Below are 26,809 nucleotides of genomic sequence, written 5' to 3'. Positions count from 1 at the left end.
GTCGGACCCGCGTCGGGGGGCTCCGCATTCGCCAGTCCGGAGGTTTTCCCGCGTGTCCGCACCGTTCCGTTTTCCGCGCTTTTTTGTCACCAGCCCGGCGCCCTGTCCCTATCTGGCGGGCAAGACCGAGCGCAAGGTGTTCACCGAGCTCAGCGGCAACTCGGCGAACGAGCTGAACGACGCGCTCGGCCGCATCGGCTTCCGCCGCAGCCAGTCGGTCGCCTATCGCCCGAGCTGCGCCGATTGCTCGGCCTGCGTATCGGTACGCGTCTGCGCGGGCGAGTTCACGCCGAGCAGCTCGCAGAAGCGCAACTTGCGCCGCAACGGCGATCTCGTCGCGACGGCGTGCAAGCCGTGGGCGACCGAAGAGCAATATGCGCTGCTGCGCTCCTATCTGGGGTCGCGCCATCCCGATGGCGGCATGGCCGATATGGACGAGCAGGATTTCGCCGACATGGTCGAGCAGACCCCGGTCGATTCCTATATGATCGAATATCGCGAACCGGCGGCGGATGGTGGCAAGGGGCGCCTTGTCGGTTGTTGCCTGACCGACCGGCAGGGCGACGGGCTGTCGATGATCTACAGCTTCTTCGATGCGGCACATCCGATGCGCGAGGGGCTTGGCACCTATATCATCGCCGACCATGTCCAGCGCGCGGCGCGGGCGGGGCTGCCCTATGTCTATCTCGGCTATTGGATCGAAGGGTCGGCGCGCATGGCGTACAAGGCGCGCTTCCGTCCGCTCGAAAGGCTCGGCCCCGATGGCTGGGCGCGCTTCGAGCCGACCCAGTCCGAACGTATCGCTGCGATGTTCGAGCTCGCCTGATCGTCGGTAGGGTCCGTTCCGTTGACGCGGCGCCATTTGCGCGCCATTGAATGCGAAGGGAATTTTGGGGCGGGGAACAGAGGAGATGGCTTTGTTCCGACATCATGGCGCCGTGAAATTCCTGTTTCCTGCCCTCACTATCAGTCTCATGCTTGCCGCGGTGCCGCTCTCGGCGCAGCCGCGACAGGGTACAGGAACGCGTGATGGCGCGTCGATCAATGGCGTTGATCAGGCGAACGAGGTCGATTGCCAGGGGCTCCCGGCGGAAGTGTCGGGTTCGGGCAATCGCATCAACTTTGTCGGCGACTGCCCCAGCCTGACGGTTAATGGGGTCGACAACCGGATCGGCATCCTCCTGTCACCCGGCGCCGACCTTCGCGTTTCGGGCGTTGACAATGTCGTGACCTGGCAGGTCCGCGGGAAGGGCAAGCCGCGTATTTCGGTGCAGGGCGTCGATAATCAGGTGCGACCTTTGCGTTAGCGAAAGAGGCGCCGACCCCCACGAATCCGCGGAGTTGCGAACGTCTCGCAAAGGCCAGTTTCTCGCCGCTTCCGGTTGACCTTTCCTCGCTTTCAAGGGCATAGCTTTGCGTCCAGGACATTAGTCCGGGTCGCATCCGTTATGAATTCGCCGGGGGGCTGGCGACAGGGGGAAAAGGATGCCCGTGCGCGATTTCGTCAGCATCACGGCCAGCGACCGGGGTAACGGTATTCGCCGGATGGCGCGCGCATGAGCGAGCCGGTCAAGGTTGCGATCATCGGGTCGGGCCCCGCGGGGCTCAGCGCCGCCTCGCGCGCCGCGCAGCTTGGGCTCAGCCACATCCTGCTCGAAAAGACCGACCATCTGTCGGACACGATCTTCAAATATCAGAAGGGCAAGCGCGTGCTCGCGACCCCCGAGCGGCTCGACCTCCGCTCCGACTGCCGCTTCGCTGAGGGCGCGCGCGAATATATCCTCGGCAATTGGGACGAGGACGCGGCGAACAACAAGGTGAATGTCGCCTATCACGCCGAGGTCGCCGAAGTGACCGGCGCGAAGGGCGCATTCGCTATCAAGACGGCGAAGGGCGATGTCTATACGGCAGAGAATATCGTGCTGGCGATCGGGACGCAGGGCAATCCGAACCGGATGCGCTGCGAGGGCGCCGACCTGCCGCACATCATCTATCAGGTCGACGATCCCGAGGATTTCAAGGACAGGCATATCACCGTCGTTGGTTCGGGCGACGCGGGGATCGAAAATGCGCTCGGCGTCGCCGAGGAAGCGCTCGAAAATACCGTCACCATCCTCAACCGCTCGAAAGATTTCGCGCGCGCCAAGGCGAAGAATGTCTCCGACATGACCGAGGCCGGCGAGAATGGCTTCATGTCGATCCGCACCGAGACGCAGCCGAAGAAGGTAGAGCCGGGCTGGCTGACGCTCGAAACCCCAACAGGCGAGGAGCGGATCGAATGCGACGTCATCGTCGCGCGCCTGGGCTCGGTCGCGCCGCGCGGCTTCGTCGAATCGATGGGGATCGAGTTCACCGGCCCTGACCGCGAGGCTTTTCCCAAATTGTCGCCGACCTTCGAGACGACGGTGCCCGGCATCTATGTCATCGGCGCACTCGCGGGTTATCCGCTGATTAAGCATTGCATGAATCAGGGCTATGACGTCGTAGAATTCCTCAACGGCAACAAGGCGCTGACCCCCGCCGACGAAAAGGATCTGGCGGCGATCTTTGCGGGGCTGCCGCAGCAAAAATCGGTCAGCGAATGGCTCGAATATCTGCGCACGCGCATCCGCATCTTCGCCGACGTCTCGCCGCTCCAGATGCGTGAATTCATGCTCGATTCGAAGGTCGCCTTTTATCGCAAAGGCGATGTCGTGTTCGAAAAGGGCGAGCCGGGGTCGTCGCTGTTCGCGATCGCCGACGGATTTGCCGAAGTCGAGGTCGGCCCATCCGTCACCGTGTCGATCGAACAGGGGTCGATCTTTGGCGAGGTCGGGCTGATCTCGGGTCGAAAGCGCGGCGCGACGATCCGCGCGGGCGAGGACAGCATCTTTGTCGAGGTATCGCGTACCGCGGCGCTCAAGCTGATGGCGGCGGTTCCGGGGGCGAAGCGCGTCATCAACCGCATCTCGCTCGAACGCCAGTTGCTCCAGATATTCAAAGGCGGGCTGACGGTGGAGGATCTCGAACCGATCGTCGAAGACCCCGCCATCGAACGCGTGCCCGCGGGCAAGGTCGTGCTCGCCGAGGGCGACGAGGGCGACGACGTCTATGTCATCCGGTCGGGTTCGATGGTGGTCGAAAAGGACATCGGCGGCAAACCGATCTTCCTGCGCTATCTGCCCGCGGGCAGCTTCTTCGGTGAAATGGCGGTGCTCAGCGGAGAGAAGCGCAATGCGACGGTCAAGGCCGCGGTCGCGAGCGAAGTGATCCGGCTGAAAGGCGAGCAGTTCAAGGCGATGCTCGCCAAGCGGCCGCAGGTACGCGAGGCGACCGAGGCCGCGGTCGCCGAACGCGCGGCGATGAACAGCTTCATCGAATCGCGCAAGGCGAGCTATTCGAGCGCGGTCGACCTCTACTCTGACACCGCCAGCTTCATCATGAAGGAAGGGCTGGGCGAGGCGACCGACGCGCTGCTGATCGACGAGAATCTGTGCGTCGGCTGCGACAATTGCGAGAAAGCGTGCGCCGACAGCCACGAAGGCCTGTCGCGGCTCGACCGCGAGGCGGGCAAGACCTTCGCCCATCTGCATGTACCGACGAGCTGTCGCCACTGCGAGCATCCGCACTGCATGGCCGATTGCCCGCCGAACGTCATCCACCGCGGTCCCGACGGCGAAGTGTTCATGGAACCCGGCTGCATCGGCTGTGGCAACTGCATGCGTAACTGCCCCTATGGCGTGATCCGCATGGAAGCAGCGCCGCCTGAGAAGCCGAGCCTGCTACGCTGGCTGCTCACCGGTTTCGGCCCAGGGCCGGGCGAACCGTCACCCAAATGGACCAAGAAGCAATTGGGCGACGAGAAGCCCAAGAAGATCGCGGTGAAGTGCGATATGTGCAAAGGCATTTCGGGCGGGCCGGCGTGCGTGCGCGCCTGCCCCACGGGCGCCGCGATCCGCGTTTCGCCCGAGGAATTCCTCTCCATCGCGCGGCTTCAGGAAGACGCCGACTGATGGCAAGCCTCTTCCCGCGCCGTCGCACCAAGGCGACCCAGACCGAGCGCGTCCGCGAGCGGCGGCATGAGGGCTTCCTACGCTATGCGGGCTTCCGCTGGGCCAAGATTTCAGGCGGGCTCTGCCTGTTCATTATCGTGAGTTACGCACTGGTCGACGTGACGCCGCGGCACAATGGCGGCAGCTGGTACGGCTATACTCTGGGCACGATCGGCGCGGCGTTGATCCTGTGGCTCACGGCACTTGGCTATCGCAAGCGCAAGATGACGAGCGACTACTGGTCGCTGAAGGCGTGGACCTCGGCGCACGTCTATCTCGGGCTCAGCCTGATCGTCGTCGGCACCTGGCACACCGGATTCCAGCTCGGCTGGAACGTGCATACGCTCGCGTGGGCGCTGATGATGCTCGTGATCCTGTCGGGTCTTTACGGCGTCATCGTCTATGCGACGCTGCCCGCCGCGCTCTCGAACAACCGCGACGAGATGACGCAGATGCAAATGCTCGAGGCGATCCGTGCCTTCGATCGTCAGCTGCACAGCGCGGCGCAGCCGCTGACGCCCGCCGATACGGCGCCGGTGCTCGCGGCGCTCGACGAGGATCCGTTCGCGGGCGGCGTCGCGGCGCGACTTTCGGGCCGCTATCCCAATTGTGCCACGGCTGCCGCGCTGCGCACGTTGTCGGCCTCGAACGGCGGCGACTGCGAGGCACGCGAGAAGGTAGTCGGTCTGCTCAAGCAGAAGGAGGCGGCGCTGACGCGCCTGCGTCGGCATCTCAGGATCCGCGCTCTGCTCGAAATCTGGCTCTATGTGCATGTGCCGCTGACCTTTGCGCTGATCGCGGCGCTGTCGGCGCACATCATCAGCGTCTTCTTCTACTGGTAAGGCGGGAGGGGGACCATGAGCTTCATCCTGCGCCGAATCTCGACGACGAAGACGGGCAAGCAGATCATCCGCGACACACCGCTGCCGGGTGACATCATCACGCTCGGCCGCGAGGGCAGCAATATCATTCACGTCGCCGATCTGGCGGTGAATCCGCATCATGCGACGATCAGCAGCACCGACGGGCGCCACGTCCGCGTCGCGGCGAACGAGGGGCTGGGCTTCGATCTCAACGGTCGCAGCGCAACGGCCGCCGATATCGACAGCGGTGCGGGCGGCGAGTTGCGCTTCGGCGGCCACCGGCTGACGATCGCGCGCGAGGGCGACAATGTCATCCTGCTCGTCGAGCGGATCGACGAGCTGTCGCAATCGTCCAAGGACGTCGACGAAGCGAAGGCCTTTTCGCTGCAGGGCGTGATGCTCGGCAAGCGAATGGGGGCGTGGCTGTTCGGCCTGCTGATGCTGCTCGCCTTCCTGATCGGGCCGATCTGGGCGTGGTACAGCTACAAGAATGTCAACGAGCGCCCCGACGGCTATCACGCCGACAGCGCCTGGCTCTCGGGGCCGCTGTCGAGCGCGCACGCGAGCCTGAAGAACGACTGCCAGTCGTGTCATGTCGAACCCTTTGTGGCGGTGACCGACAAGGCGTGCGTCGGCTGTCACACCGGCGAGCACAAGGCGATGAGCATGGCGCACGCTAGTGCCCCATCCGCAATGCTGCTCGCCGCGCGCCATCCTCCGGGGGCTGGCGAGAAGATTCTCGCGGGTTTTGCCAAGACCTTCAACAAACCGCAGGGGCGCTGTGTCGACTGCCATACCGAGCATGAGGGCGCGGGGCCGATGCCGGCGACGCCGCAGAAATTCTGTGCCGATTGCCACGACGGCATGTCGGCGCGATTGAAGACCGCGGGCCATCCGACGACGCTCGCCGACGCCGCCGATTTCGGAACGAGCCATCCCGAATTCCGCCCGCTCGTGCGTTCGGCGCCTGGCGCGAAATTGGTGCGTACTACGCTGGCGAAGGGCACGGTCGATTATAACGGCCTCAAATTCCCGCACGACATGCATTTGCAGGCGACCGGCGGGGTCGCGCGCATGGCGGCAAGTTTCCGCGGCCGTTATGATTTCGGCAAGAAGCTCGAATGCGAGAATTGCCACCGCGTCGAGGCCGACGGGGTGCGCGTCAAGCCGGTCGAGATGGAGCGCGACTGCGCGATGTGCCACAGCTTGGCTTTCGAAACCGTCGGCGGGGTGACACGCACCTTGCGACACGGCGAGCCCGATCAGGTGGTCGCCGATCTCACCGCTTATTATCGCTCGGCGCCTCCGACGCGGCCGCTCCAGCTCGGCGGCATGCAGCGGCGGCGGCCGGGCGCCTATGCCGAGGGGCAGGTCTACAACATCTATTTCAACGAAGTCGCGACACGGCCCAGCCGCGCGCAGGATGCGGTGCGCGCCGTCTTCTCGAAGGGCGGCGCGTGCTACGACTGCCACACGATCTTTGCACCGCGGGCGGGGAGCAGCTGGCGCGTCGCGGCGGTCAGCCAGACGCCGCGCTATCTGCAAAAGGGCTGGTTCGATCACGACGCGCACCGCGAGACCGAATGCGCCGATTGCCATACCGCCGCGCCGGCGTCGAAGGCGTCGACCGACCTGCTCGTCCCCGGCGTGCGCCAGTGCCGCGACTGCCATGTCGGCGAATCGGGGGCGCGGCTGGTTAAGGTCGAGACCGCGACCGAATCGCCGTGCGCGATGTGCCACGAATATCATTCGGACGGGGGCAAACCGTGGATGCCGCCACGCCAGCGCAGGAAAAACACTGCCGCAATCACAAATAAACGTCTTGGTGCTAGCTATGGTGTGAGCGTGATCACAGGAACCGGGGGGCGGGGCCTTTACGAAGTGACATGGCGCACACCTTCCTTGCACGCGGCAAGGCAGGGCGGATAGGTATTGGGTCGCCGGACCAGACCGGCGGGAGCAGGGGACGGATATGCTGATCGCACAGATCACAGATATCCATATCGGGTTCGATCCGGACAATCCGGCCGAATATAACCGCAAGCGCCTCGACGAGGTGCTCGACGTGCTGATCGAGGGCCCGAACCGGCCTGAACTGTTGCTCGCCACCGGTGACCTCACCGACCGCGGCGACGAGGACAGCTATCGCCGCCTCGCCAATGCCTTCTCGCGCTGTCCCTTTCCGGTGTGGCCCAGCGTCGGTAATCACGACCTGCGCGATAATTTTCACGCGCGCTTTCCTGGCTTCGACGACGGCAGCGGTTTCGCCCAATATACGATCGAACTTCCCGAACTGCGCCTCGTTACCATCGACACGCTCGAGGAAGGCCGTCACGGCGGCGCCTTTTGCGGGCAGCGCGCGGCATGGCTCGACACCGAACTGGCGAAGGACAGCGCCAAGCCGACCTATATCGTCATGCACCATCCGCCGGTCGAAAGCGGGATCGAGTGGATGAATACCGACCCTGACGAGCCGTGGGTCGCCGTCTTCACCGACGTGATACGCCGTCACCCGCAGGTTCGCGGGTTGATCTGCGGCCACCTCCACCGCTCGGTGACCGTTGCGTGGGAGGGGCGCACAATCGCAATCTGTTCGTCGACCGCGCCGCAGGTCTCGCTTGATCTGAGACCCATCGATGAGAACGAGCCCGACGACCGGCCGATGATCGTCGCCGAAGATCCCTCTTATGCGCTTCACCGCTGGAATGGGCGCGAACTCGTCAGCTTCTACGACCATGCCGGCGCGCATACGATGCTCGCCAAATATGACGAACGGCTCCAGCCGCTGGTGCGCGAACTAAAGGCTGAACGCCCGCGCTAATAGCCCAGCGTCAAATCGACCCGGGGTTCGACGGCCTCGCCCTTTTTCCAGCGATCGAGATTTTCGAGGAAGCGCTGCGCCGAGCGGATGAACATCTTGTCCTGCGCGCGGCCCGACAGGTGCATCGTGATATGCGCGTTGTCGAGGCTCCACAGCGGGTCGTCCGAGGGGAGCGGTTCGGGCGTCGTGACATCGAGGAAGGCCGAGGCGATCTGCTGGCCGTCGAGCGCCGCGACCAGCGCGTCCTGATCGACGACGCTGCCGCGCGCGATGTTGATGAGCGTTGCGGTCGACTTCATCGCGGCGAGCTCCGCCGCGCCGATCATGCCGTCGGTTTCGGGGGTCGCGGGCACCGCGAGAATCACCCAGTCGAATTCGCCGATCTGCGCGCGCCACTGGTCGGGGGTGAGTGTATTGGCGCCGGGTGAGCGGCGCACGATCGTGACGTCAACCGCGAACGCCTTCAACCGCTCCTCGATCAGCTTGCCGATCGCGCCATAGCCGAGCAGCAGCGCCTTCGACCCGAACAGCTCGACCTTGCCCGGCGAATCCATCAGCCACTCGCGGCGCTCCTGCGCGCGCACGACATCGCGGTAACCCTTGGCCACGGTCAGCATCCCCATCACGACATATTCGGCGATGGTGATCGCGTTGATCCCCGCACCATTGGTCACCACCGTGCGGCGTTCGCGCAGCAAGTCGAGCGGCATGCCGTCGACCCCGGCATAGATGGAGTTCAACCATTTGAGCTGCGTTGCGGCGGTGATGACCGCGGCCATGTCCTTCTTGTCGTACATGTCGAACCAGCCGATCTCGGCCTGCGGCGCGAGTTCGAGCGCCTCTTCCTTCGATGCGAAGAATTTGGGTTCGACCCAGCCAGGTAGCCGGTTTTCGACAAGCGGGCGGATAAGCCCCGAGAGGACGGTGACGGTCTTGGTCATGATTTTCCTACTGCTGAAAAGCGTGCCAGCCCGCCCACGCCAGCGGGACGAGGCCGATGAGATCGACGAGCGCGATGGTGCCGAGCGCAGCGGGGCGCCCATAGGACTGATACAGAAACAGGAAGCTGAGCATCGAGATCGCCGCGAGCAGCGTCGCAAGCTTGCGCCCGCCGGGGTCGAAGGCCGCCCACACGCAGGCGACGAGCACCGCGAAGAACAGCGCGGCGCGGTGGTGCATCAGCAAGAAGAGCGGGCTGTCCGGCGCGATACCATAGAGCCGCGTGATCAGCGCCGGCCGGAACAAAGCCAGCGCCGGGATCAGGTGGACAAGGCCGACGAGCAGCCAGCAGATCAGTTGCGACATGCAACGAGGCTAGCATCGCGCAAGCCCGCCGCAAGCCTCTAATTGGCTTGCAGTTGCCAGTCCCATCCGATCGGGTCGCCGTCCATCACTTCGACCCCGGCCGCGACGAGCTCGTCGCGCAGCGCATCGGATGCGGCAAAGTCCTTGGCCGCGCGGGCCTCCTTGCGGCGCGCCAGCGTGGCTTCGATCTCGTCCTCGCCGATGGTCGCGGTCTTCGGGCGGACGCGCAGGTCGGAGCGTTCGGTCGTCAGCAGGTTTAGGCCGAGCACGGCATCCATCGCGGCGAGCGCTCCACGCTTCTGGCCGGCGTCGATCTTTTTCATCGCCGCCGTTTCTTCGAGCAGCGTGAGCGCCACCGGCGTATTGAGGTCGTCCGACATTGCAGCGTCGAACTTTGCCTGCAGGTCCGTGAGCCGGCGGTCGGTCGGTTCGGCCGGTCCGGCATCGCGCGCCGGGGCGGCCGCCATCACCAGCCGCTTGAGCCGCGTCAGCGCCGCACCAAGGCCGTCCCACGAGAACTCCAGCTCGCTACGATAATGCGCTTGCAGGCACATCAGGCGATAGGCGAGGGGGTGATAGCCCTTGTCGATCAGCAGCTGGACGCGAAGGAACTCGCCGCTCGACTTCGACATCTTGCCGCTGCGGTCGACGAGGAAATTATTGTGCATCCAGATGCGCGCGCCGCTGGCGTCGCTGCAGCTGTGCGCTTGGTTCTGCGCGATCTCGTTCGGATGGTGGATCTCGCGGTGGTCGATGCCGCCGGTGTGGATGTCGAAGGGGAAGCCGAGCAGAGCCTCGGACATCACCGAGCATTCGAGGTGCCAGCCCGGCGCCCCGCGGCCCCACGGCGAATCCCATTCCATCTGGCGCGTCTCGCCCGCGGGCGTCTTGCGCCAGATCGCGAAGTCGGCCGGATGGCGCTTGCCATCGACCGGATCGATCCGGCTCTCGCCCTCATCGGTGCCGTGGCGCGCGAGGCGGCCGTAATCGGCGACCGTCGTGGTATCGAAATAGAGGCCGCCTTCGAGCTCGTAGCAATGCTTGCCCGCGATCGTCTTGGCGAACTCGATCATCGCCGGAACATAATCGGTGGCGATCGACCAGTGCGCGGGCTGGCGGATATTGAGCGCCTTCACGTCGGCCCAATAAGCTTCGGTATAATGTTTCGCGATGTCCCAGATCGACTGCGCGCGCTCGGCGGCCGCCTTCTCCAGCTTGTCCTCGCCCGCATCGGCGTCGTCGGTCAGATGGCCGACATCGGTGATGTTGATGACGTGGGTCAGCTTGTACCCCTTGTACGACAGCGTGCGGCCGAGCGTGTCGGCGAAGACATAGGCGCGCATGTTGCCGATGTGCGGATAGTTATAGACCGTCGGTCCGCACGAATAGACGCGGGCCTCGCCGGGGTGGACGGGCTCGAACTCTTCGAGGCTGCGCGTCAGGCTGTTGAACAGCTTGAGCGGGGAGGCAGGGGCGTCGGTCATAACCGCGCCCATGCCTTGCTCCGCCCGCTGGCGTCAACCGAAAGCCTTATTGCTGCGGCGGCGTCCACAAATCGTCATTGCCGGCGCCGGTGACCGGATCGTCGAGCAGCGGCTCGCCCGTCATCGGATCGATATCGCGCATCGTGATCAGCGCCTGCGGGAAATTATTGCCTTCGCCCACGCCGTCGTCGTCATCGTCGACCTCTTCGTCGATGATATCCTGGACCGGGAAATTATTCTCGAAATCGAAGGTGATGGTGGTGCAGGCGGTCGGACTGGCGATGAAGCAACCGTTGAAGGTCGACCGGCGATCATAGCTGCCGACGACGGGGGCCACGCCGTTGATCGTCAGGAGTGGGACCGCGTCGATGCCGGTAACCTGACCGTTGGCGCCAAGCTGGACGCCGTTAATGGCGATGCGCGATGGTCCCTGCGTCCGCACGTCGAGTCCGCCGGCGCCAAAGGTCAGCCCGCGGCGCTGCGCAAAGTCTGTCCCCGCGCCGCTGTTCTGGACATAAAAGCCGCCCGCGACGTTGGCGCGGATGCCGCGCGCGAACAGCGCCCCCTCGTCGAGGATGACGCCGTCATTCTCGCCGAGGCGCGTGTTGATGGCGTCGATCGTCGTTGCCGCGCCGACGGCAGTAATCGCTGCCTGCGTCGCGACGATGATATCGTCTGAAGCCAAGTTGAGCTGTCCGCCCGGCGCATTGTTCGCGCCGAGCAGCCGCACGCTGCCCTGACCGAGAATGACCTCCAGCGCGTCGCCCGCGGTAAGGTTGAGCGCGTTGGTATCGGTAAGGCCGGTCAGCTGGACATTGCCGATCACGCGCATCTTGCCCGGGGTGCGGATCGTCAGCGCGCCATTGGCGCCGAGGTTCGATCCCGCCGCGCCGCCGGTCATCGTGAACGTATCGACGACGACGTCGGGCTGTGCAGCCGACCCTATCGAACCGCCACTCGCAGCCTGTACCTCGGGCGCGAAGATTTCGATTTGAGTGCCGTAGAGGCGCGTCAGTTCGGCGGCATCGATGTGATAGCCATTGGGCCCGTTCGGTCCGGCCGTGCCGCCCACGAAAGTCTGGTTGTCGGAGTTATTGTTGGCGACCGACAGCTGCTGGGTCACCCCCGCGGTCCCGACGCGGCCCGTGGCAGCAATGTCGATCCCTGCCGAAGCGAGCGAGATCGACTGGCCGGTGACGACGCCATTGATCCCCAGCGATGTGCGCGCCGATGCGGTGAGGTTGCCCGCGACCGTAAGGGTGTCGAGATTGAGGAAGCCGCCCGCATTCTCGATGGTCGCATTCGCAGCCGTGAGGCTGCCGATGGTCATCGCCTCGCCCTGCGTGCGGAGGTCGGCGGTGCCGGCGACGCTCCCTGCGGCAACCGAAAAGTCACCGTTCCCGCGGACATAGGCATCGCCCACGTCGGTGGTCAGCGTGGCGAAATGCATATTGCCGCCGCCCTCGATGCGGATTGCATTCGCGCTGGCGTTGATCAAACCCGATGCGACCAGGCTGCCCAGCTCGATATTGCCGTCGCTGCTGTCGAGATTGGTCGTGCCGAGGACATAAGCCTCGTTCACAGCGACTCCGGTCGCGCCGGTGAGCGTGACGTCCTGCCCCTCGATCGAGGTGATGCCGATCGCGGTCACTGCGTTCAGTGTCGCATCGCCAAGCGCGCGAACGCCGCCGCCCGCGATCCCGGCGGACGAATTGACGACGACATCGCCGTCGGCCCGCAGCGTCGGGATCGCGGTGCCGCCGGTGTCGGTGAGCGCCGCGAGCGCTACGCCCTGCGCGGTGATCGTCGCGTTGCGTCCCGCCGCCACGGTGCCGGTCAGATTGGCGATGCCCGCCGCGTCGACGATGACGTCGCTAAAGGCATCGAGGCCGGCGAGCGTCGTGGCGCCGCCCTGCGTGCGGATGCTGCTGTCGCCGCCCGTGGTGCCGAGGCCGAGCGTCGTCGCGCCATTGACCGCGATGCTGTTCGCGGCGTTGAGCAGGATGTCGTCGCCGGCCGACAGCGTCGCCGCGTCGATCGCACCGGCGGTGGAAGCCATCACGATGTCGGCGCCGTTGATGCCTTGCGATCCTTCGCCCGTGCCGATGGTGAAGGTCGGGCTGCCCGACGCCGTCGAGAAATCGAGGATATGCGTGTCGGCGCCGGTGCCAGTGGTGCGGACATTGAGCGCGCCGATATTGCCCGCGGCGCGGACGGTGATGTCGTCGCCGCCCGTGACGTCGGTCAGGTTGGCCGTCGTTCCGGCGATGACAAGGACGTCCTCGCCCGCCGTGCCGCCATCTATCGACGCCGCGGTTCCGGCATTGACGCCGAACATGCGCGCCGCCGAGCTGTCGGTGAGCGTCGCATTGCCCGCCGCGATGACGAACAGATTGCCCTGCGCTGCGATACCGTTGCCGTCGACATAACCGCCATTCGCCTGCGCTGAGGCGGCGATATTGGCGTCCGAATTCAGGAAGATATTGCCACCTGATACATAGGTGCCGGAAAGGTCGGCGGCTGAGAAGATCGAGATATTCCCATCGACTTCAGCGCTATTCACCGAAACTCCGCCGCCCGTGCCGAAGGCGAAGAAGGACGCCGCGCCCGTGACATTGCCGGTGAGCGCGATGCTGTGGGCGAAGAGGTTGATGTCGCCGCCCGCAGCGATCGATCCGCCATTGATGCCTTCGGCGCCCGCTGCCGTCCCGTCCGCCGAAAGCCCGACCGAGAGCCCCGCGGTGATCGCGTTGAAGGCGATCGACTGGCCCTGGACCTGGACGAAGCCGCCCGCGGTCGAGTTGCCGAGGTCGACGGCGCCGGGCGAGGCGATCGAGATGTCGCCGCCGGTGATGATCGAATTCAGCCCGGTGCGGAAGCTGCCCGCCGAGGCAGTAAGGTCGTTCACCGCCTCGGCATGTTCGACGCTGGTGGCGCCAAGGCTGCTGAGCGCGATGTCGTTACCGGCGAGACGGTCGACCCCGATCGTTCCTGTGGGGCCGGTCACGGTCAGCGAAAGCGTGCCCCCCGCGGCGAGCAAGCTGCCCGGCGCACCGCTGATGCTGGTACCCGCGACGATGAACAGGTCGTCGGTCGTCTCGAGCGTCGGAGCGGCATTGGCACCGCGCAGGTCGTGGCGGATGTCGATCTGGTCGCCCGCCTGCAGCTGCGCCGTTTCGCCGACGATCACGCCCCCGCTGCCCTGCGCATAAAGGCCGATCGAGCCGTCGGTGCCGAGCGACATGCTCCCGGCCTCGATCGTCCCGCCCGTTGCGCCGAGGAAGATGCCCGCGGGCGCTTCGTCGGTATCGTTGTTGGTCGGATTGGCAAGGCCGCGCACCTCGACGTCGAGGCTGGTGAAGGCGATCCGGCCGTCGGTGCGAATTTCCACGCGGCCCGCGATATCGCCGCTGGCAAGAATGTTGGTGTTGCCGAGTTCGATCAGCCCCGGCCCCGCATTGGTCGTCAGCGCATCGATATGGACGCGCCCGCCGACGGTGCCTGCAAAGCCGCCGTTTGCCCCCGGCAAGCCGCCCCCGCCGCCTGCGAGACCGCCGGTGCCGCCGCTTCCCGACTGGCCGCTGACATCGATTTCCAGAGACTCGCCGGCGGTCGTGATCGTGCCGCCGTCGGCAATCAGCCGGACCGATCCGCCCACGCCGCCGCCGCCGAGGCCGCCATCTCCGCCGATATTGCCGGCGCCGAAATCGCTGGTGCCGCCAGCGCCACCGTTGCCGCCGACGCCGGTGTTGCCGAGTTCAACGGTATCGCCGGTAAACAGCCCAAGCGTCATCGTCGCGCCATCACGCGAAAGGACTTCGATGGCGCCGCCCTGCGCGCCGCCGCCATTGCCGCCCGAAGGCGCGACCGCTGCCGACGAGCCAAAGCCGAGGCGGCCGGCGCCGCCATTGCCGCCGGTTGCGCCGGTGATGAAATTGGCTTGAGTGACCTCGACGGTCGCATTGGGGCCGTCGGCGAGGACGCTCGACGCCCCGCCAAAAGCATTGCCGCCGTTGCCGCCGCGTCCGTCGCGGCCGTTCGCGCCGTTTCCGCCCTGCGCCGTCGAATCGAGCGCGATCGCGAGCGTGCCGGCGTCGAAATCGTCGACGATTGCCTGCGCGATGCCGCCATAGCCATCGCCGCCGTTGCCGCCGACATTGTGCGTGCCGCCAAGGCCGCCGATGCCCTGCGAGACCGCGCTGACATCTGCGATTGCGCCGGTCGCCGTCGCCAGCCCGATGCTCGCCCGCCCGCCCTGGCCGATGCCGCCCGCGCCGCCGACACCGACGCCGGTCGCGCTGCCCGAACTGCTCGAGAAGAAGGAGGAGCCGCCTTGGCCGCCAATACCCGATGCCTCGGCGGACACGTCGCTCGCCGTGACCGAACCGCCGGCAAGGTTGACGCTCGCGGTGCCGCCGGACCCGTTCCCGCCGTTGCCGGGCGTTCCGGGCAGCGAACCGAAACTCGACGCGTTGACGAAGCCGCCGCCGGTGCCGCCGGTGCCATTGGCATAAGCGGCGATGAGGCTCGCGTCGACGACGGCGGTGCCGCCGATATTGATGACCGCATTGCCGCCGACCCCCGCGCCGCCGGTGCCGCCCGCGATGATATTGGCCGGATCGTCATCATTCCCGTTCGTCCCCGAACGGCCTTCGCCGCTCGCCGATGCGATGATGTCGGCGGCGGTAATCGTCCCGCCCGACAGGTCGATCGTCGCGATGCCGCCGGTGCCGGTGCCCGACACGCCTTGGGCAATGCCGCCGAAGCCATCGGCGCTGACGCTCATGTCGCTGATCGATATGTCGCCGCCGGTCTGGGTGAAGGTCGCGGTGCCGCCGGTGCCGTTCGCGCTGCCGCCGCTGCCGAAACCATTGGCTGACAGTTCGATGACGCCGCCCGAGAGCGTGCCGCCCTGAACATCGAGGGTGATCGTGCCGCCGCGGCCGTTTCCGCTGGTATCGACCGGTCCGCCGGGGACTTCGAATTCCACGGCCGTGCGGCCGTCGGTCGAAGCAAAAAGCTGGCCATAGTCGATCGCGCTGGCGGAATCGGCCGTCGTCTGGATCAGGATGGTTCCGCCGGTGCCGGTGGGGGCAGGCGCACCCGCCGTGACCGCACCGCCCGAAGTCCCGCCCGCGGACAGGTCGGCGCCGAGGCCAAGGTCGATGCGGCCGGCGTTGGCGATCAGCTGGACCGTTCCGCCCGTCGCTGCCGTGCCTCCGGCGCTGCTGCCCGACGCCGCGCTGGCGTTGAGCTGGTTCGTCGCGTCGAGAGTCGCCCTGATCTCCCCGCCATTGCGCGCGAGCAGGTCGATGGTGCCACCCTGCGCGGTGCCGCCGGTGCCGATGACATTGACCGTGCCGCTGCTGGCGTTGACCTCATAGACCTCGGCCACGATGGTTCCGCCGTCGGCGAGGAAGTCGACATTGCCGCCGATCCCGTTGCCGGCGCTTTGCGCCATCGCGAAGGACGCGTTGCCGCCCATCGCTTGGATGGTGAGGCGATTGCCCGTGGTGATCGTGCCCCCGGCGGTCGCGTTGACGGCGACATTGCCGCCGGTGCCCGTCCCGAAATTCTCGCCGGCCGTTCCCATGCCGACCGCGGTCAGGTTGATACCGCCGCTGCTGGTGATCGTCGAGCCGCCTGTCGCAGCCAGCGTCACATTGTTCCCGCGGGCGTTGCCCGATTGCCCCGTCGTGCCGCTGGGGCTGAGCGCGCTTCCCGCCTCTGCCGATGCGACGAGCTCGATCGACGAAAATTGCGCGGTGGCGCCGCCGTCGGCCGTCAGGCTCGCCGCGCCGCCCATCGCATCGCCGCCGACCGAATTTTCTCCGCCCGCATCGCCGCCCCGTCCACTCGCATCGAGCGAGAGTGTGCCGAGCGATATGATCCCGCCATTGTCGCTGTTTATGACGAGAGCGGCGCTCCCCCCCGTTCCGTCGCCGCCGTTCAGCGTGTCATCCGGACCGGAGAAACTCCCGCCGTTGCCCAACGCTTCGATCGACGTGTCCGACGATTCGAACGCGGTGTTCGATCCGAGGATTTCGATGCGCGCGGTGCCGCCCGTTCCGTTGCCCGCCTGAACCGGGCCAAATCCCCCGCCGCCGTTTGCGTCGATCGAAACATTGTTCGTCGCGCGGAAGCTTGCGCCGTCGGAGACCGTCAGCGTTGCCGTGCCGCCTTGCGCGTCGCCGCCGACCGGGACGAAAATATTGGTTGGGCCGAAAGCCGACGCGCTGATGGTGACGGAACCGCTGTCCAGTATCGTGCCGGCATTCCGGACGGAAATACTGGCATTGCCGCCGCGTGCGTCTCCAGTCTCGCCATTTGTTCCGATATCGGCAGAGGCATTTGCGGATACCAAGATGGTCGGCGATGTCAGGGTGCCTCCGGTAACCGTCAGGCTGGCGGTCCCGCCCACGCTGTTGCCGGTTGCTGTGGCGGGCTGGCTCAGCGACGTGATCTGCAACAGATTACCTGTCGACAGCGTCCCGCCGCTGACATTCACTGCAACATTGCCTGCGGCGCCCGCGACGCCATCTGATCGGACGGTCAGATTGCCCGTCGCGCCGCCCTGCTGACCCGCGCCGATGGTCAGTGACGCACCGGCGTCGCCGCTGAAAACCCCGTTGCCTTCGACGAAGATTTGTCCTGCTGACGACAGAGGGGGCGGCGATCCCGGGATCTGTTGCAGCGCCTCGCCGACAAAGGTGCCGCTTGCACGGGCGACGGTGCTGCTACGGAACAGCGTGTCGTTGACGATGATATTTGCCGCTGTGGCGTTCGCGGGGTTCAAATTCTGTTCGCCGCTCGTGATATTATAGCCGGCGGACAGGCGTACCGCGCCGTCTTCTTCTGTTGCCGAGACGGCGTCGTCATAGCCGATCGCGCCCGACACCAGCATCGTCACCGCGTCATTCTTGGGAATGGCGACCATATAGATGCGGCTCTGGTCGGTATCGCCGTCCTGATGCGCAGGGCCGGTGGTCGTGCCGGTGTGGGTGATCGCGTTGCCGCCCTCGACCCCCCGGGTGACGTTGATGTCGAAGAGGCCGCCGTTGATGCGGATATCGGCCTGTTCGGCGGCGACATAGGCGGCCGATCCGTCGACGCGGACGGCACCCGCCTGGACGACGCGCGGCGCGACGAGCGCGATATAGCTGCTGCCGGGATTGCCGACATTGTTCGCGTTGATCGCGCCGTTGACGGTGATCGCCGACGTGCTGCCCGTCGTCCCGTTGAACCGGATCGTTCCCCCGGGACCGAACAGGCCGCCGGTCGTGACGATGTCGTTGGTGGTGAGGACAAGGCTGCCGACGTTGATCACGCCCGACGCGCCGATCAGGATGCCGCCGGCGTTATAGAACCAGATATTGCCGCCGCGCGGGCCGCTGGTCGATCCGACATAGCTGTTCACAATACCGTTCAGCGCGATCTGGTCGGTAATCGAGGTGCCCGCCCCGTCGACGAACCGGTTGAGAACGACATAGCCTGTGGTGTCGCCGACATAGTCCAGCGTGTTGCCTGTGGGCAGGAAGTCGATCACGCCCGCGATTGGCGTGTTGGACGGTGTCCAGTCGACAATGCTTTGCGGCCCGTTGACGTTGACCGTCGACGGATTCACGCCCGTGCCCGTGGTCGTACCCGAAGGGAGGGTCGTGATCGTGCCTGACCCCGCGACCTGCGCCAGCGCGGGGCCGCCATAGGCGAGCGCCATCATCCCGGCGGCGATTGCGCAGCTTGTCAGCAGCCGCTGCTTGCCGGGACCGCTGGGCGAGAGGGAAGCGATGGCACGCATGTCCGTTGTCCTCGATGCAAAATTCATGGTCAGCGCGCCCTCACGCCGAATAGCGTAGTCAGCGATATGAGCAGCCGCGGGTCGGGCCGCTCGGTGAGGAAGCCGCCGCGATTGAGTGGCACGGCGAGTGTCATGTCGAGCCGCGCGAGATCGCCGTAAGCGACGCGCACGCCGCCCCCCGCCGAATAAAGTTTCTGCGGATCGAGCCCGTCGAAGGCCGTATCCTTGTTCCACATCCACGCCGCGTCGAAAAAGACGAAGGGCTGAAAGGCGAAGCTTTCGGTATTGGCGGGAACGAACGAGCCGTAGCGTGCTTCTAAAGCCACCGCGACGCCGCTGTCGCCGATCACCGTGCCGGGGTCGAAGCCGCGTCCGACGGTAAAGTTGCCGCCCGAAAACTCTTCATAAGCGAGCAAGGGATCGTTCGCCCGCTGCGCGCGCGGCGCCGCCGAAAGCGTGAAAAGCTTTGCCGGTCGCCATTCGGCGAGCGCATTGGCGCGGACGAGGAAGGCGTCGGGCTGTCCCTCGACGCGCGTCAGCGGGATTGCGCCGGGCAGGAAGCACGCACTGCCGCCGGGACCGCAATCCTCGCTGGCGCCGAGGAAGGAGGCGCCCTTGCGTGCTTCGAGCGACGTGGAGAGTGACCAGCGCGGTTCGCTGGGGCTGTAGCCGCCGCGCCCGGCGATCGAGCCGGGGTCGATCCAGCTCGCGTCCGCACGCACATTGAAGACGCGTAGCCGGTCGCGGTTGATTGGGAGGCTGGCCAGGCCGATGTCTTGGTCGATGAAATCGAGCCCGCCGCCGAGGGTCACGCGCCGTGCCTGTGTCAGCACGAGCGGATAGGCGGTGAACAGGCTGACGATCTGGGTGTTCGACTTGACGGGAAAGCCGGTGATGTCGGGGCGCGTCCAGGCGTAGGTATAGCTGGCGCCGAAGCGCAGCCCTTCGCCGCCGACGCGAAACTCGTGCGACGCCTGCACAACCTTTTGTTCGTCTAAATCGGGGGTCGCATAAAAGCTGACGGTCGTGAGGTCGCCCATGCCGGTGAGGCCGGCGAAGCGCGCGCGCGCGATGCCGCCCCAGCGGCCGACGTCGCGCGAACCGAAATTCTGGGCGTTGAAGTCGAAGGTGAAGGGGGTGCGCGCGACGGTGACTTCGCCGACGACTTCGCCGGCAACTGTGCCGGGGCGCAGCGTCAGGCGCGCATCCATCCCGGGAATATCGCGGGCGAGGAGCAGATAGCGCTCGGCATCGACGATATTGAACACCGGCTGGTCGTCGAGCCGCGACAGATAGCGTTGCAGCAAGCCTTCGTTCGCTCCCGCGTCGCCGCGCACCTCGATGCGCGACATGCGCGCCGACAAGATGTCGAGCCGGACGACGCCGTCGCCGATCGTCTGCGGCGGCACGCGCACCGCCGCCAAATAGCCCTTTGACCGCAAGATTGTCGCGGCGCGGTCGCGAATGTCGCACACCGCTGAGATCGGCAATTCCTGTCCGACGCGGTCGGACCAGCTCGGCGCCAGCAACGCATTGTCGATGCCTTCGACGCTCGAAAATTCGACCCCGCGCAGGGCGAAGCGGACGTTGGCGAATTCGGGGTTGGCGAGCGGGCAGGGCGCGCGTTCGATGCCGTCCTCGACCGCGACGACTTGTTCATTGGGCTGGACCTGCGGCGTCGGCGGCGGGCGCTGGATTTCCTCGCGTGTCGGAATTTGCGGGGTCGCCTGCGCCCATGCCGCGGCGGGCAGGGCTGCGGCGATCAACGCCGCCGAGCCGGCTAATGCCCTGCGGATTGCGGCGCGCCTCGGCCGCATGATCGCATTAATTCCGAAGTCCCCCGACACGGTCATCACCACCCCTTGCGTATAGGCACGCCGCGACGATCGCGATGCGCCAACTCCACTGCCCTGCCGCAAGGCGGCAGGGCAAATTTCGACCCAAGGAAATGTTCCGTCACGCGACCGGCGGAATTTCCTTAGTAGATTATCAGACGGATAGGGTGGGGACAATGGCCGCCGCCCCATCCATTTACCTTATCCGGCTTCGGCTTCCGACATCGTGTCGACGAGGCGATTGAGCTGCGGCGAGCAGCCCTTCGCCATCAGCATGTCGACCGATCCCTCGACCGTGTCGGGCGCATTTTCCATCGCTGCGAAGCGCACCGTCACCGGCTTGGCGAGGCCGCCGCCCGACAGGCGATAGTCGGTGCTATATCGCACCGGCAGCACATCGGTCGGCCATTTGCGGAAATTCGCGCCGTCGACGATCGCGACCGTCGCCTTCTTGCCGGCGCTTTCGATCTCCAGCGCCGTGTCGCCTTCCATGTCGGGGCGCCACAGCATCAGCACGGCCGGATCGAGGACGCAAAAGGTCCCGGCCTCGCGATAATCGAGCAACCAGAGGTTCGGTGCACGAACATTGACGGGCGTTTCATCGCGTGGACCGCGCGAGAACCCGCCGCGCGACCGCATCGTAGGTCCCTTGGCGAGCATGCGCGTGACGTTGCCGCCGAGCGACTGGCTCGCCTGCACCGTGCCGGTGGCGCCAAAGGTGCCCGGCCCCGACAGCGTGCGGGTCTTGCCCGCCTGCATCAGCACGATCTTGTCGCCCGCGACGAGGGTTAGCTTGTCGGCGGACTTGAGCTTGGCACCGGCGGGATATTTGCTCGCCGACGGGCCGGTCGAGCGGACGACCATCGATTGGGCGGCGGCGGTGCCGACGCAGGCGATGGCGGCGATGGCCGCGGCAGCGGTGAGGCCGAGGCGGCGCATCCGGAAATCAGGAAAGGACATAGCTTTCTCCCTCTTTTGTCTCGTTAAGGCGTTCTATCAGAAACATGATGGATGCATCCTGACCGAAATCCGCCTGTATTGCTGTGGCACAGGTCACATAGGTTTTTTTGTCGCCCGCAGTGTGTGCGGCGACCAGCTCGGCGATGCGCGCGCGCTGGTCGGGGGCAAGGTCGGGGCGAGGAGTGAAGACATCGACGGGTTGCGCGCGGCCGCGCAGCGTGACGCGGCCCATCGGCACAAGGTCGTCGCGGCCCGAGCGCGCGCCGGCCTCGGCGGAGATCAGCACGCCCGTTTTCAGCCCCTTGTTCGCGGCCTCGAGCCGTGACGCGGTGTTCATGCTGTCGCCGAGCGCGGTGTACTGGATGCGCCCCTCGCCGCCGAAATTGCCGACGATCGCGTCGCCGACGTGCAGGCCGACGCGAGTCATCCCGATCGGCGGGAGGTCTTCGGCCGCCAGGTCGACGCGATATTTCTCGCCCGCCTGATACATGGCGAGCGCGGCGGCAGCGGCCCGCAGGCCGTCGTCGGGACGGCTGAGGGGCGCGCCCCAGAAGGCGACGACGGCGTCACCGACGAATTTGTCGATTGTCCCGCCATGTTCGAGCACGATGTCGGACAGGCGATCGAGATATTCGTTGAGCAGCCGCGCGACGGTTTCCGGCGTCACCGCGTGGCTGAGCTTCGTGAAGCCTTCGAGGTCGGTGAAGACGCAGAAGATGTTGCGCCGCTCGCCGTGGAGCGACAGCTGGTCGGGGTCGCGCATAATCTGCGCCGCGACGTCGGCGGGCAGATATTTGCCGAGCGCCGACTGCGCAAAGGCGCGCTGGCGCGATCCGACGGTGCGCGCGGCGGTGCCGACCGCGGCGTAGCCGAACAGCCAGCCGACCGCCCAGCCAAAGGTCGGCAGCGTCGTCGTGTCGATGCCGCGTCCCTGCAGCCAGAAGGGGAAGGCGATGAAGAAGGCCATTTGCCCAAGGAATGCGAGCGCGACCCAGCGCGCGCGAAGGTCGATGAGGCTCGTCAGCCCGCCCGCGAGAACGATCAGCACCGCGAGCACCCAAAGCGCGGGCGTGGCGATCGGCCGCGTCCATGCCCTGTCGAGCTGCTGCGCCAGCATATGCGCGTGGACCTCGAGCCCTATCATCGTCTCATGCTGCCCGGTGATCGCGTCGGGAAAGCGGCTCAATGGCGTGTTGAACTGGTCGTTGTCGATGATGTCGCCGCCGATCAGGATATAGCGTCCCTTGACCAACTCCGAAAAACCGGCGCGCATCTCGGCATCCATCGGCATCGCGAAGGTGTCGATCGGGATGTTGGCGAAGACGGGTTCCTCCTGCCCCGCCGCGGCGCGCGCGGGGACGAGGAAGCGGATATTGCCCTGGAAATTCGCATGCGCCGCGTCGACGGGAGCCATCGCATTGGACATCAAGGGCGGCAAATTCTTCGGCCGGTCGGGCCAGTTGCGGATCACGCTGTCGTCGTCGGTGCGGAACAAGACACTTGTCGGCTTCGTCTTTGCGGTCGTGACGTCGGCGATATAGGATTGGAGGAATTTCTGCTGTTCATAGAAGATCGTGTTCGGGTTGCTCGCCTGTTCGGCATAGGCGAGCCAGGTCGGGGTCTTCATCGCGCGCAGCTGCGCCTTCAGCAGATCGTCGTCGGGGCGCGGCGAGTCGAAGGCAATATCGATGCCGATCGCTTTCGCGCCCATCTGGTCGAGATTGCCGAGCGCATTGGCGAGCAAAGTACGGTCGAGCGGCGAGCGGATGCCCGTGTTGAACAAGGTCTCGTCATTATAGGTGACCAGAGTGATGCGTTTATCCTGCTCGACATGCGGCGCCATCAGCGTCGCGCGCGCGTCGTAAAGCGCGCGTTCGGCGGCGTCGATCAGCGGCATCTGCCAGCTGAAGCGCGCGATCAGGATCGCGACGATCAGGAAGACGATCGTCGCCGCCATCCGCGACGGGCCGAGCTGCATGACCAGCCGGCGCACCCGCTTGCGCAGCGGCACCGCGGCCTGCTGGCTGTCCTGCGCGGGCGCGTCGGCCGCGGGAACAAGGACGTCGGGTGCGTTCATCAAGTTAACGGGCGGCGCGCCCGGCAGCCTCGCCATTTCGGGCGGCTGTCGCGCCGCTGTGGAGCAGCGCCTGGCCGCCGTCGCCGATGATCGCAAAGCCCGCCCAATAATAGGGATGCGACGTCTGCTGGTCGTCCATCAGGCGCAGCTGCGTTCCCCACAGGGCGTCGGCGACGCTCGTGCCCTGACTGGCGGCGAACAGCCCGCCGATCAGCCGCTGGGTCGCGTCGAAATCGTCGGGCGCGGGCCAGTGGCTCGCGATCACCGACCGGCCGCCTGCGCCGATGAAGCTGCGCACCAGCCCATCGAGTGCATTGCCGCCGCCCGAAAGCCCGGCTTCGCGCGTTGCCGCGACGCTTGCCGCGCCGGCGGTGTCGCACGCCGACAGGATGACGAGGTCCGCGTCGATCTTGAGGTCGAAGATTTCCTGGAAGGTGAGCAGCCCGTCCGAATCCTGCCCGCCGAACGAGGTGACGAGCGCGGGGCGCGCCGGACAGGCGGCGCGCGGCGCGGTAACGAGGCCGTGCGTGGCGAAATGGATGATGCGATAGTCGCCAAGGTCGGCGCGATTTTTCACCGCGGTGTCGGTGAAGGCGCCGCCGGTGAGCAAAGTGCCCGCCTCGCGGCCCATCGCGTTGCGCGCGGTGACGAGTTCGTCGGCGGAGATCGGGCGTGCCCATTGCGCGGCATCCCACAGGCAATCGCCGTCGACGCCGCCCGCCACGGCGCCGCGGGTGCCGAGCGAGGGCAGCCGTGCGCCGACCGGCAAATTCTCGCCGAGGCCGAAATATTGGTTGGCCGCCTTCGACGGCGCGGCCTGCCGCGCGTTGCGAAAGCCGAGCGTCGAGACCGCGGTGCTCGGCCGTGAGGTCCGGCCGAGCCAGGCGATCTGGCGCATGTCGAACGGATCGGCGTCGGGATCGAGCAGGCGCTTTTCATAGGCGGCAAGCCCGGTGTCGGCGGTGACGAGGAGGTTGATCGGCAGCCGCAGCATCGCGCCGTCGGGCTCGAAGATCAGGTGCGCGATCGTCGGCAGGCGCGCCGCGACCGGGCCGAACAGCTGGCCATAAAGCTTGTAGGAGTTGGCGGCGTCGAAGGGATAGGTGACGCGGCGGCCATTTTCGACGATCGAAATGGTCGAGCGGATCGTGTCGACCGCGGTGTCGAGCCCCGACGCGCTGATGTCCGATTTCCAGAGCTGCGCGCCGCCTTGTTCGACCAGCATCGCATAAACGCCGTCGCCGACGACGAGCATCTTCAGATAGGCTTCGCCCGGACGCAGAACCTGCTGCAACTCGGCAAGATCGAGCTTGCCCGGCGCGACGACGCGATATTGCGGAAAGGCCGACAACGCGACGACGGTTTCGGACTGCTGGACCGACAGATTATCGAGCTGGGCCTTGATGTCGGCCCGCAAGGCGTTGATCTCGGGCGAGTCCGGCAGTTGGGCCAGCCGCGCATCCTCGATCCGCGCGCGTTCGAGATCGCGACCCAGCGTCGTCGCCTGGCGGAACAGGCGCGCGCCGTCGCTGCTGCCGCCCGACAGCTCTCGGGCGAGCACCGCCTGCGTATCGGCGACACCCGGGCGGATCTGCAGCTGGCTGGCGACGAAGAAATCCTCGATCGCCTTGGGGTCGGTCGCCGAACGCGCGGCGAGCAGTCGGTAATAGGGCGCCATCATATTCGCCATGCCCGCGGTCGACCGCTGCGTGCTGGCGAGCGCGGTGACGACCTCGCGATAGATGCCCATTGCCTTGTCGTTCTGTCCCTCGCGCGTGAGGAAGGCGGCGTAGCGCGCGCGCGCAGAGGCGAGTGCGTTGGTTTCGGGATATTCGACAGCGAGCAGGTTCACCGATTCACGGAAACGTGCGTCGGCCGCCGCCTTGTCGCCGCTCGCCTCTTCGGCCAGCGCAAGTTCGCCGAGCATCTGCGAACGCAGGCGGATGATCGACGTCACACGGCCTTCGCGCACCGCGATCGCGTCGGTCAGCCCCTTGAGCTGCGCGGTCTTCGATGCCTGCGCATTGCCGCGCAACCTTTCGACAGTGCCGAGCAGGTGGGTCGCCTGCGCATCGATGATCTGCGCGCGTTCGAGCGGCGACAGGCGCTCGCGATCATTGCTCTGACGAATGACGCGGGCATTGTCGCCGCTGTTGACCCCGGCGACGATCTGCGGGGTCAGCGTCACCGCGTCGCCTGACACCGTCACGCCGGTCGTGAGCGGCGGGATGGGTGTCTGGAGCCGCGCGGCGGCACCGTCATAATCGCGCTGGTTGAGCGCATTGATCGCACGGAAATTGCGGCGGAGGCGCAGCTGGACCGGATCGCCGGTCGGGATCGCCTCGACCTCGGCAAACAGCCGTTCGGCTTCGGCGAATTCGCCAAGGTTCGAGCGTTGCAGCGCGCGGTTCAGCGTGACTTCGGTCGGGTCGATGTCGGCGGCCGACTGTTCCTCGGCCGCACGGCGCGACAGCGCTTCGAAAAATTCGGCCGCCTCGGCATAGTCGCCGCTGTGGTTGCGGCGGTATCCTTCGGCTAGCGCCTTGTCGACGTCGATCGTCCCGGCAATCGTCCGGGCAAAGCCGTCGTTGCCGCCGACCGATGTCGTGGCGACCTTGATCACGCCCGGCATGACCTTGTGCTGGCGTACCGACTCGAGCGCGAGGTCGAGGGCATCGGAATAGGCGGCGAAACCCTCGACGCTATAGGTGACATTACCCATGGTCTCGATGCGCGTCTGCCACGCGATATTGCTGCCCTTGAGTGTGCAGGCGCCGTCGGTGGTGCAGATGATCGTACCGGCGCGGGCCTGTTCGATCCGCGCGAGCGCCTCGGCCGAGGTGGCGCGCAGTTCGCGAACGGTGCCGACCGGCTGGCCCGCGTCGCGGCAGACGATCGTCCAGGCGCGATCGAACATGCCGTTGACAACGCCGTCGCGGACGGTTGCCTGCACCTCACAGAGCGAGCCGCCCTGATCGCCGATCGAAAAGCTGTCGCGCAGTGTGGGATCGGTGCCCTGCGCCAGTGCGGTTCCGGGGGCGGCGAAAGCCAGCAAGCCCAGAATCGACACGAGTTGCGGACGTCGAATGGTCATCACAAATCCCCCAAACACGGACGCAGAGACGCCATGCCGATGCGACGCCGGCAGGGCGGAAACTTTATTGCTGCGGTGCGACCCATTCCCTTGGGACCAAACCCTAAACCCTTCGTAAGCGAAAGGGAAGTGATCTGCCGCACAGGCGGCTTGCGCCGCGGGGGTGCGCGACCTATCTGCAATGCAACATTTCATTCGGATGAGGACAAAATGAGCGGATTCGACGATCGTGAACGCGCCTTCGAGGCCCAATTCGCACGTGACCAGGAGGTCCAGTTCCGGATCACCGCGCGGCGGAACCGGCTGGTCGGCGAATGGGCCGCCGAACGCATGGGCCTGACCCCCGAGGAAACCGACGCCTATGCCAAGGCGGTGGTGCAGGCCGATTTCGAGGAAGCGGGCGACGAGGACGTCATCCGCAAGCTCGCGGGCGACCTCACCGCGGCGCAGGTCGAGATTAGCGATGCCGAGATTCGCGCGGCGCTGAACGACAAGACGGTCGAGGCGCGGCGCCAGTTCATCGACAGCCAGAACTGAGGCG

At 66.2% G+C, this 26,809-nt stretch carries 15 protein-coding genes; 7 read left to right on the top strand and 8 right to left on the bottom strand.

Annotation, left to right across the window (positions count from 1 at the left end):
- Positions 1-52 precede the first annotated feature (52 nt).
- The 6 genes from ASD73_RS09785 (at position 53) to ASD73_RS09760 (ending at position 7,715) form a co-directional block, all read left to right on the top strand.
- The gene (locus ASD73_RS09785; protein WP_056371875.1) at positions 53-826 is read left to right on the top strand and encodes an arginyltransferase; all 774 of its coding nucleotides are present in this window, start codon (positions 53-55) and stop codon (positions 824-826) included.
- 85 nt (positions 827-911) lie between these two features.
- A complete protein-coding gene (locus ASD73_RS09780; protein ID WP_056376013.1) occupies positions 912-1,307 on the top strand; it encodes a DUF3060 domain-containing protein in 396 nt (131 codons plus the stop codon).
- Positions 1,308-1,556: 249 nt separating this feature from the next.
- Positions 1,557-3,992 (top strand): cyclic nucleotide-binding domain-containing protein, encoded by a 2,436-nt coding sequence (locus ASD73_RS09775; protein WP_056371871.1) that lies wholly within the window; start codon positions 1,557-1,559, stop codon positions 3,990-3,992.
- Positions 3,992-4,873, top strand: a complete 882-nt coding sequence (locus tag ASD73_RS09770) for a hypothetical protein (RefSeq protein ID WP_056371869.1) — start codon at positions 3,992-3,994, stop codon at positions 4,871-4,873. Before ASD73_RS09775 ends, ASD73_RS09770 begins: the two co-directional genes overlap by 1 nt.
- Positions 4,874-4,888: 15 nt before the next feature.
- A complete protein-coding gene (locus ASD73_RS09765; RefSeq protein ID WP_056371868.1) occupies positions 4,889-6,823 on the top strand; it encodes a cytochrome c3 family protein in 1,935 nt (644 codons plus the stop codon).
- A 43-nt stretch (positions 6,824-6,866) separates the two neighbouring features.
- Positions 6,867-7,715 carry a metallophosphoesterase gene (locus ASD73_RS09760; protein WP_056371866.1) on the top strand — a complete coding sequence of 283 codons (849 nt, stop codon included), beginning with the start codon at positions 6,867-6,869 and terminating at the stop codon, positions 7,713-7,715.
- Here the strand turns inward: ASD73_RS09760 and ASD73_RS09755 are convergent.
- From ASD73_RS09755 to ASD73_RS09720, 8 genes are all read right to left on the bottom strand, one after another.
- The gene (locus tag ASD73_RS09755; RefSeq protein ID WP_056371864.1) at positions 7,712-8,656 is read right to left on the bottom strand and encodes a D-2-hydroxyacid dehydrogenase; all 945 of its coding nucleotides are present in this window, start codon (positions 8,654-8,656) and stop codon (positions 7,712-7,714) included. The two genes, ASD73_RS09760 and ASD73_RS09755, sit on opposite strands and share 4 nt — an antisense overlap.
- Before the next feature lie 7 nt (positions 8,657-8,663).
- Complete coding sequence (locus tag ASD73_RS09750) at positions 8,664-9,020, bottom strand: hypothetical protein (RefSeq protein ID WP_056371862.1); 357 nt, start codon at positions 9,018-9,020, stop codon at positions 8,664-8,666.
- Positions 9,021-9,058: 38 nt separating this feature from the next.
- On the bottom strand, positions 9,059-10,504 hold the full coding sequence (cysS, locus tag ASD73_RS09745) for a cysteine--tRNA ligase (RefSeq protein ID WP_056373446.1): 1,446 nt from the start codon (positions 10,502-10,504) through the stop codon (positions 9,059-9,061).
- A gap of 46 nt (positions 10,505-10,550) precedes the next feature.
- Positions 10,551-18,302 carry a hypothetical protein gene (locus ASD73_RS09740; RefSeq protein WP_156377344.1) on the bottom strand — a complete coding sequence of 2,584 codons (7,752 nt, stop codon included), beginning with the start codon at positions 18,300-18,302 and terminating at the stop codon, positions 10,551-10,553.
- A gap of 29 nt (positions 18,303-18,331) precedes the next feature.
- Positions 18,332-20,155, bottom strand: a complete 1,824-nt coding sequence (locus ASD73_RS09735) for a ShlB/FhaC/HecB family hemolysin secretion/activation protein (protein WP_082521463.1) — start codon at positions 20,153-20,155, stop codon at positions 18,332-18,334.
- A gap of 183 nt (positions 20,156-20,338) precedes the next feature.
- Positions 20,339-21,097 (bottom strand): hypothetical protein, encoded by a 759-nt coding sequence (locus ASD73_RS09730; protein WP_056371858.1) that lies wholly within the window; start codon positions 21,095-21,097, stop codon positions 20,339-20,341.
- Positions 21,084-23,174, bottom strand: a complete 2,091-nt coding sequence (locus ASD73_RS09725) for an adenylate/guanylate cyclase domain-containing protein (RefSeq protein WP_056371855.1) — start codon at positions 23,172-23,174, stop codon at positions 21,084-21,086. Before ASD73_RS09725 ends, ASD73_RS09730 begins: the two co-directional genes overlap by 14 nt.
- Positions 23,175-23,178: 4 nt before the next feature.
- On the bottom strand, positions 23,179-26,268 hold the full coding sequence (locus ASD73_RS09720; RefSeq protein WP_056371853.1) for a CHAT domain-containing protein: 3,090 nt from the start codon (positions 26,266-26,268) through the stop codon (positions 23,179-23,181).
- A 210-nt stretch (positions 26,269-26,478) separates the two neighbouring features.
- On the opposite strand from ASD73_RS09720, the gene ASD73_RS09715 reads away from it, so the two are divergent.
- Complete coding sequence (locus ASD73_RS09715) at positions 26,479-26,805, top strand: DUF1476 domain-containing protein (protein WP_056371851.1); 327 nt, start codon at positions 26,479-26,481, stop codon at positions 26,803-26,805.
- Positions 26,806-26,809 lie beyond the last annotated feature (4 nt).

The organism is Sphingopyxis sp. Root154 (assembly GCF_001427105.1).
Taxonomy (GTDB): domain Bacteria; phylum Pseudomonadota; class Alphaproteobacteria; order Sphingomonadales; family Sphingomonadaceae; genus Sphingopyxis.
The sequence above is the reverse complement of the archived record's forward strand: the minus strand, read 5'-3'. Positions and strand labels throughout refer to the sequence as shown.

Coding starts and splice junctions, on each gene's coding strand:
- ASD73_RS09780 (WP_056376013.1), top strand. CDS start 912: ATGGCTTTGTTCCGACATCATGGCGCCGTGAAATTCCTGTTTCCTGCC.
- ASD73_RS09775 (WP_056371871.1), top strand. CDS start 1,557: ATGAGCGAGCCGGTCAAGGTTGCGATCATCGGGTCGGGCCCCGCGGGG.
- ASD73_RS09770 (WP_056371869.1), top strand. CDS start 3,992: ATGGCAAGCCTCTTCCCGCGCCGTCGCACCAAGGCGACCCAGACCGAG.
- ASD73_RS09765 (WP_056371868.1), top strand. CDS start 4,889: ATGAGCTTCATCCTGCGCCGAATCTCGACGACGAAGACGGGCAAGCAG.
- ASD73_RS09760 (WP_056371866.1), top strand. CDS start 6,867: ATGCTGATCGCACAGATCACAGATATCCATATCGGGTTCGATCCGGAC.
- ASD73_RS09755 (WP_056371864.1), bottom strand. CDS start 8,656: ATGACCAAGACCGTCACCGTCCTCTCGGGGCTTATCCGCCCGCTTGTC.
- ASD73_RS09750 (WP_056371862.1), bottom strand. CDS start 9,020: ATGTCGCAACTGATCTGCTGGCTGCTCGTCGGCCTTGTCCACCTGATC.
- cysS (WP_056373446.1), bottom strand. CDS start 10,504: ATGACCGACGCCCCTGCCTCCCCGCTCAAGCTGTTCAACAGCCTGACG.
- ASD73_RS09740 (WP_156377344.1), bottom strand. CDS start 18,302: ATGCGTGCCATCGCTTCCCTCTCGCCCAGCGGTCCCGGCAAGCAGCGG.
- ASD73_RS09735 (WP_082521463.1), bottom strand. CDS start 20,155: ATGACCGTGTCGGGGGACTTCGGAATTAATGCGATCATGCGGCCGAGG.
- ASD73_RS09730 (WP_056371858.1), bottom strand. CDS start 21,097: ATGTCCTTTCCTGATTTCCGGATGCGCCGCCTCGGCCTCACCGCTGCC.
- ASD73_RS09725 (WP_056371855.1), bottom strand. CDS start 23,174: ATGAACGCACCCGACGTCCTTGTTCCCGCGGCCGACGCGCCCGCGCAG.
- ASD73_RS09720 (WP_056371853.1), bottom strand. CDS start 26,268: ATGACCATTCGACGTCCGCAACTCGTGTCGATTCTGGGCTTGCTGGCT.
- ASD73_RS09715 (WP_056371851.1), top strand. CDS start 26,479: ATGAGCGGATTCGACGATCGTGAACGCGCCTTCGAGGCCCAATTCGCA.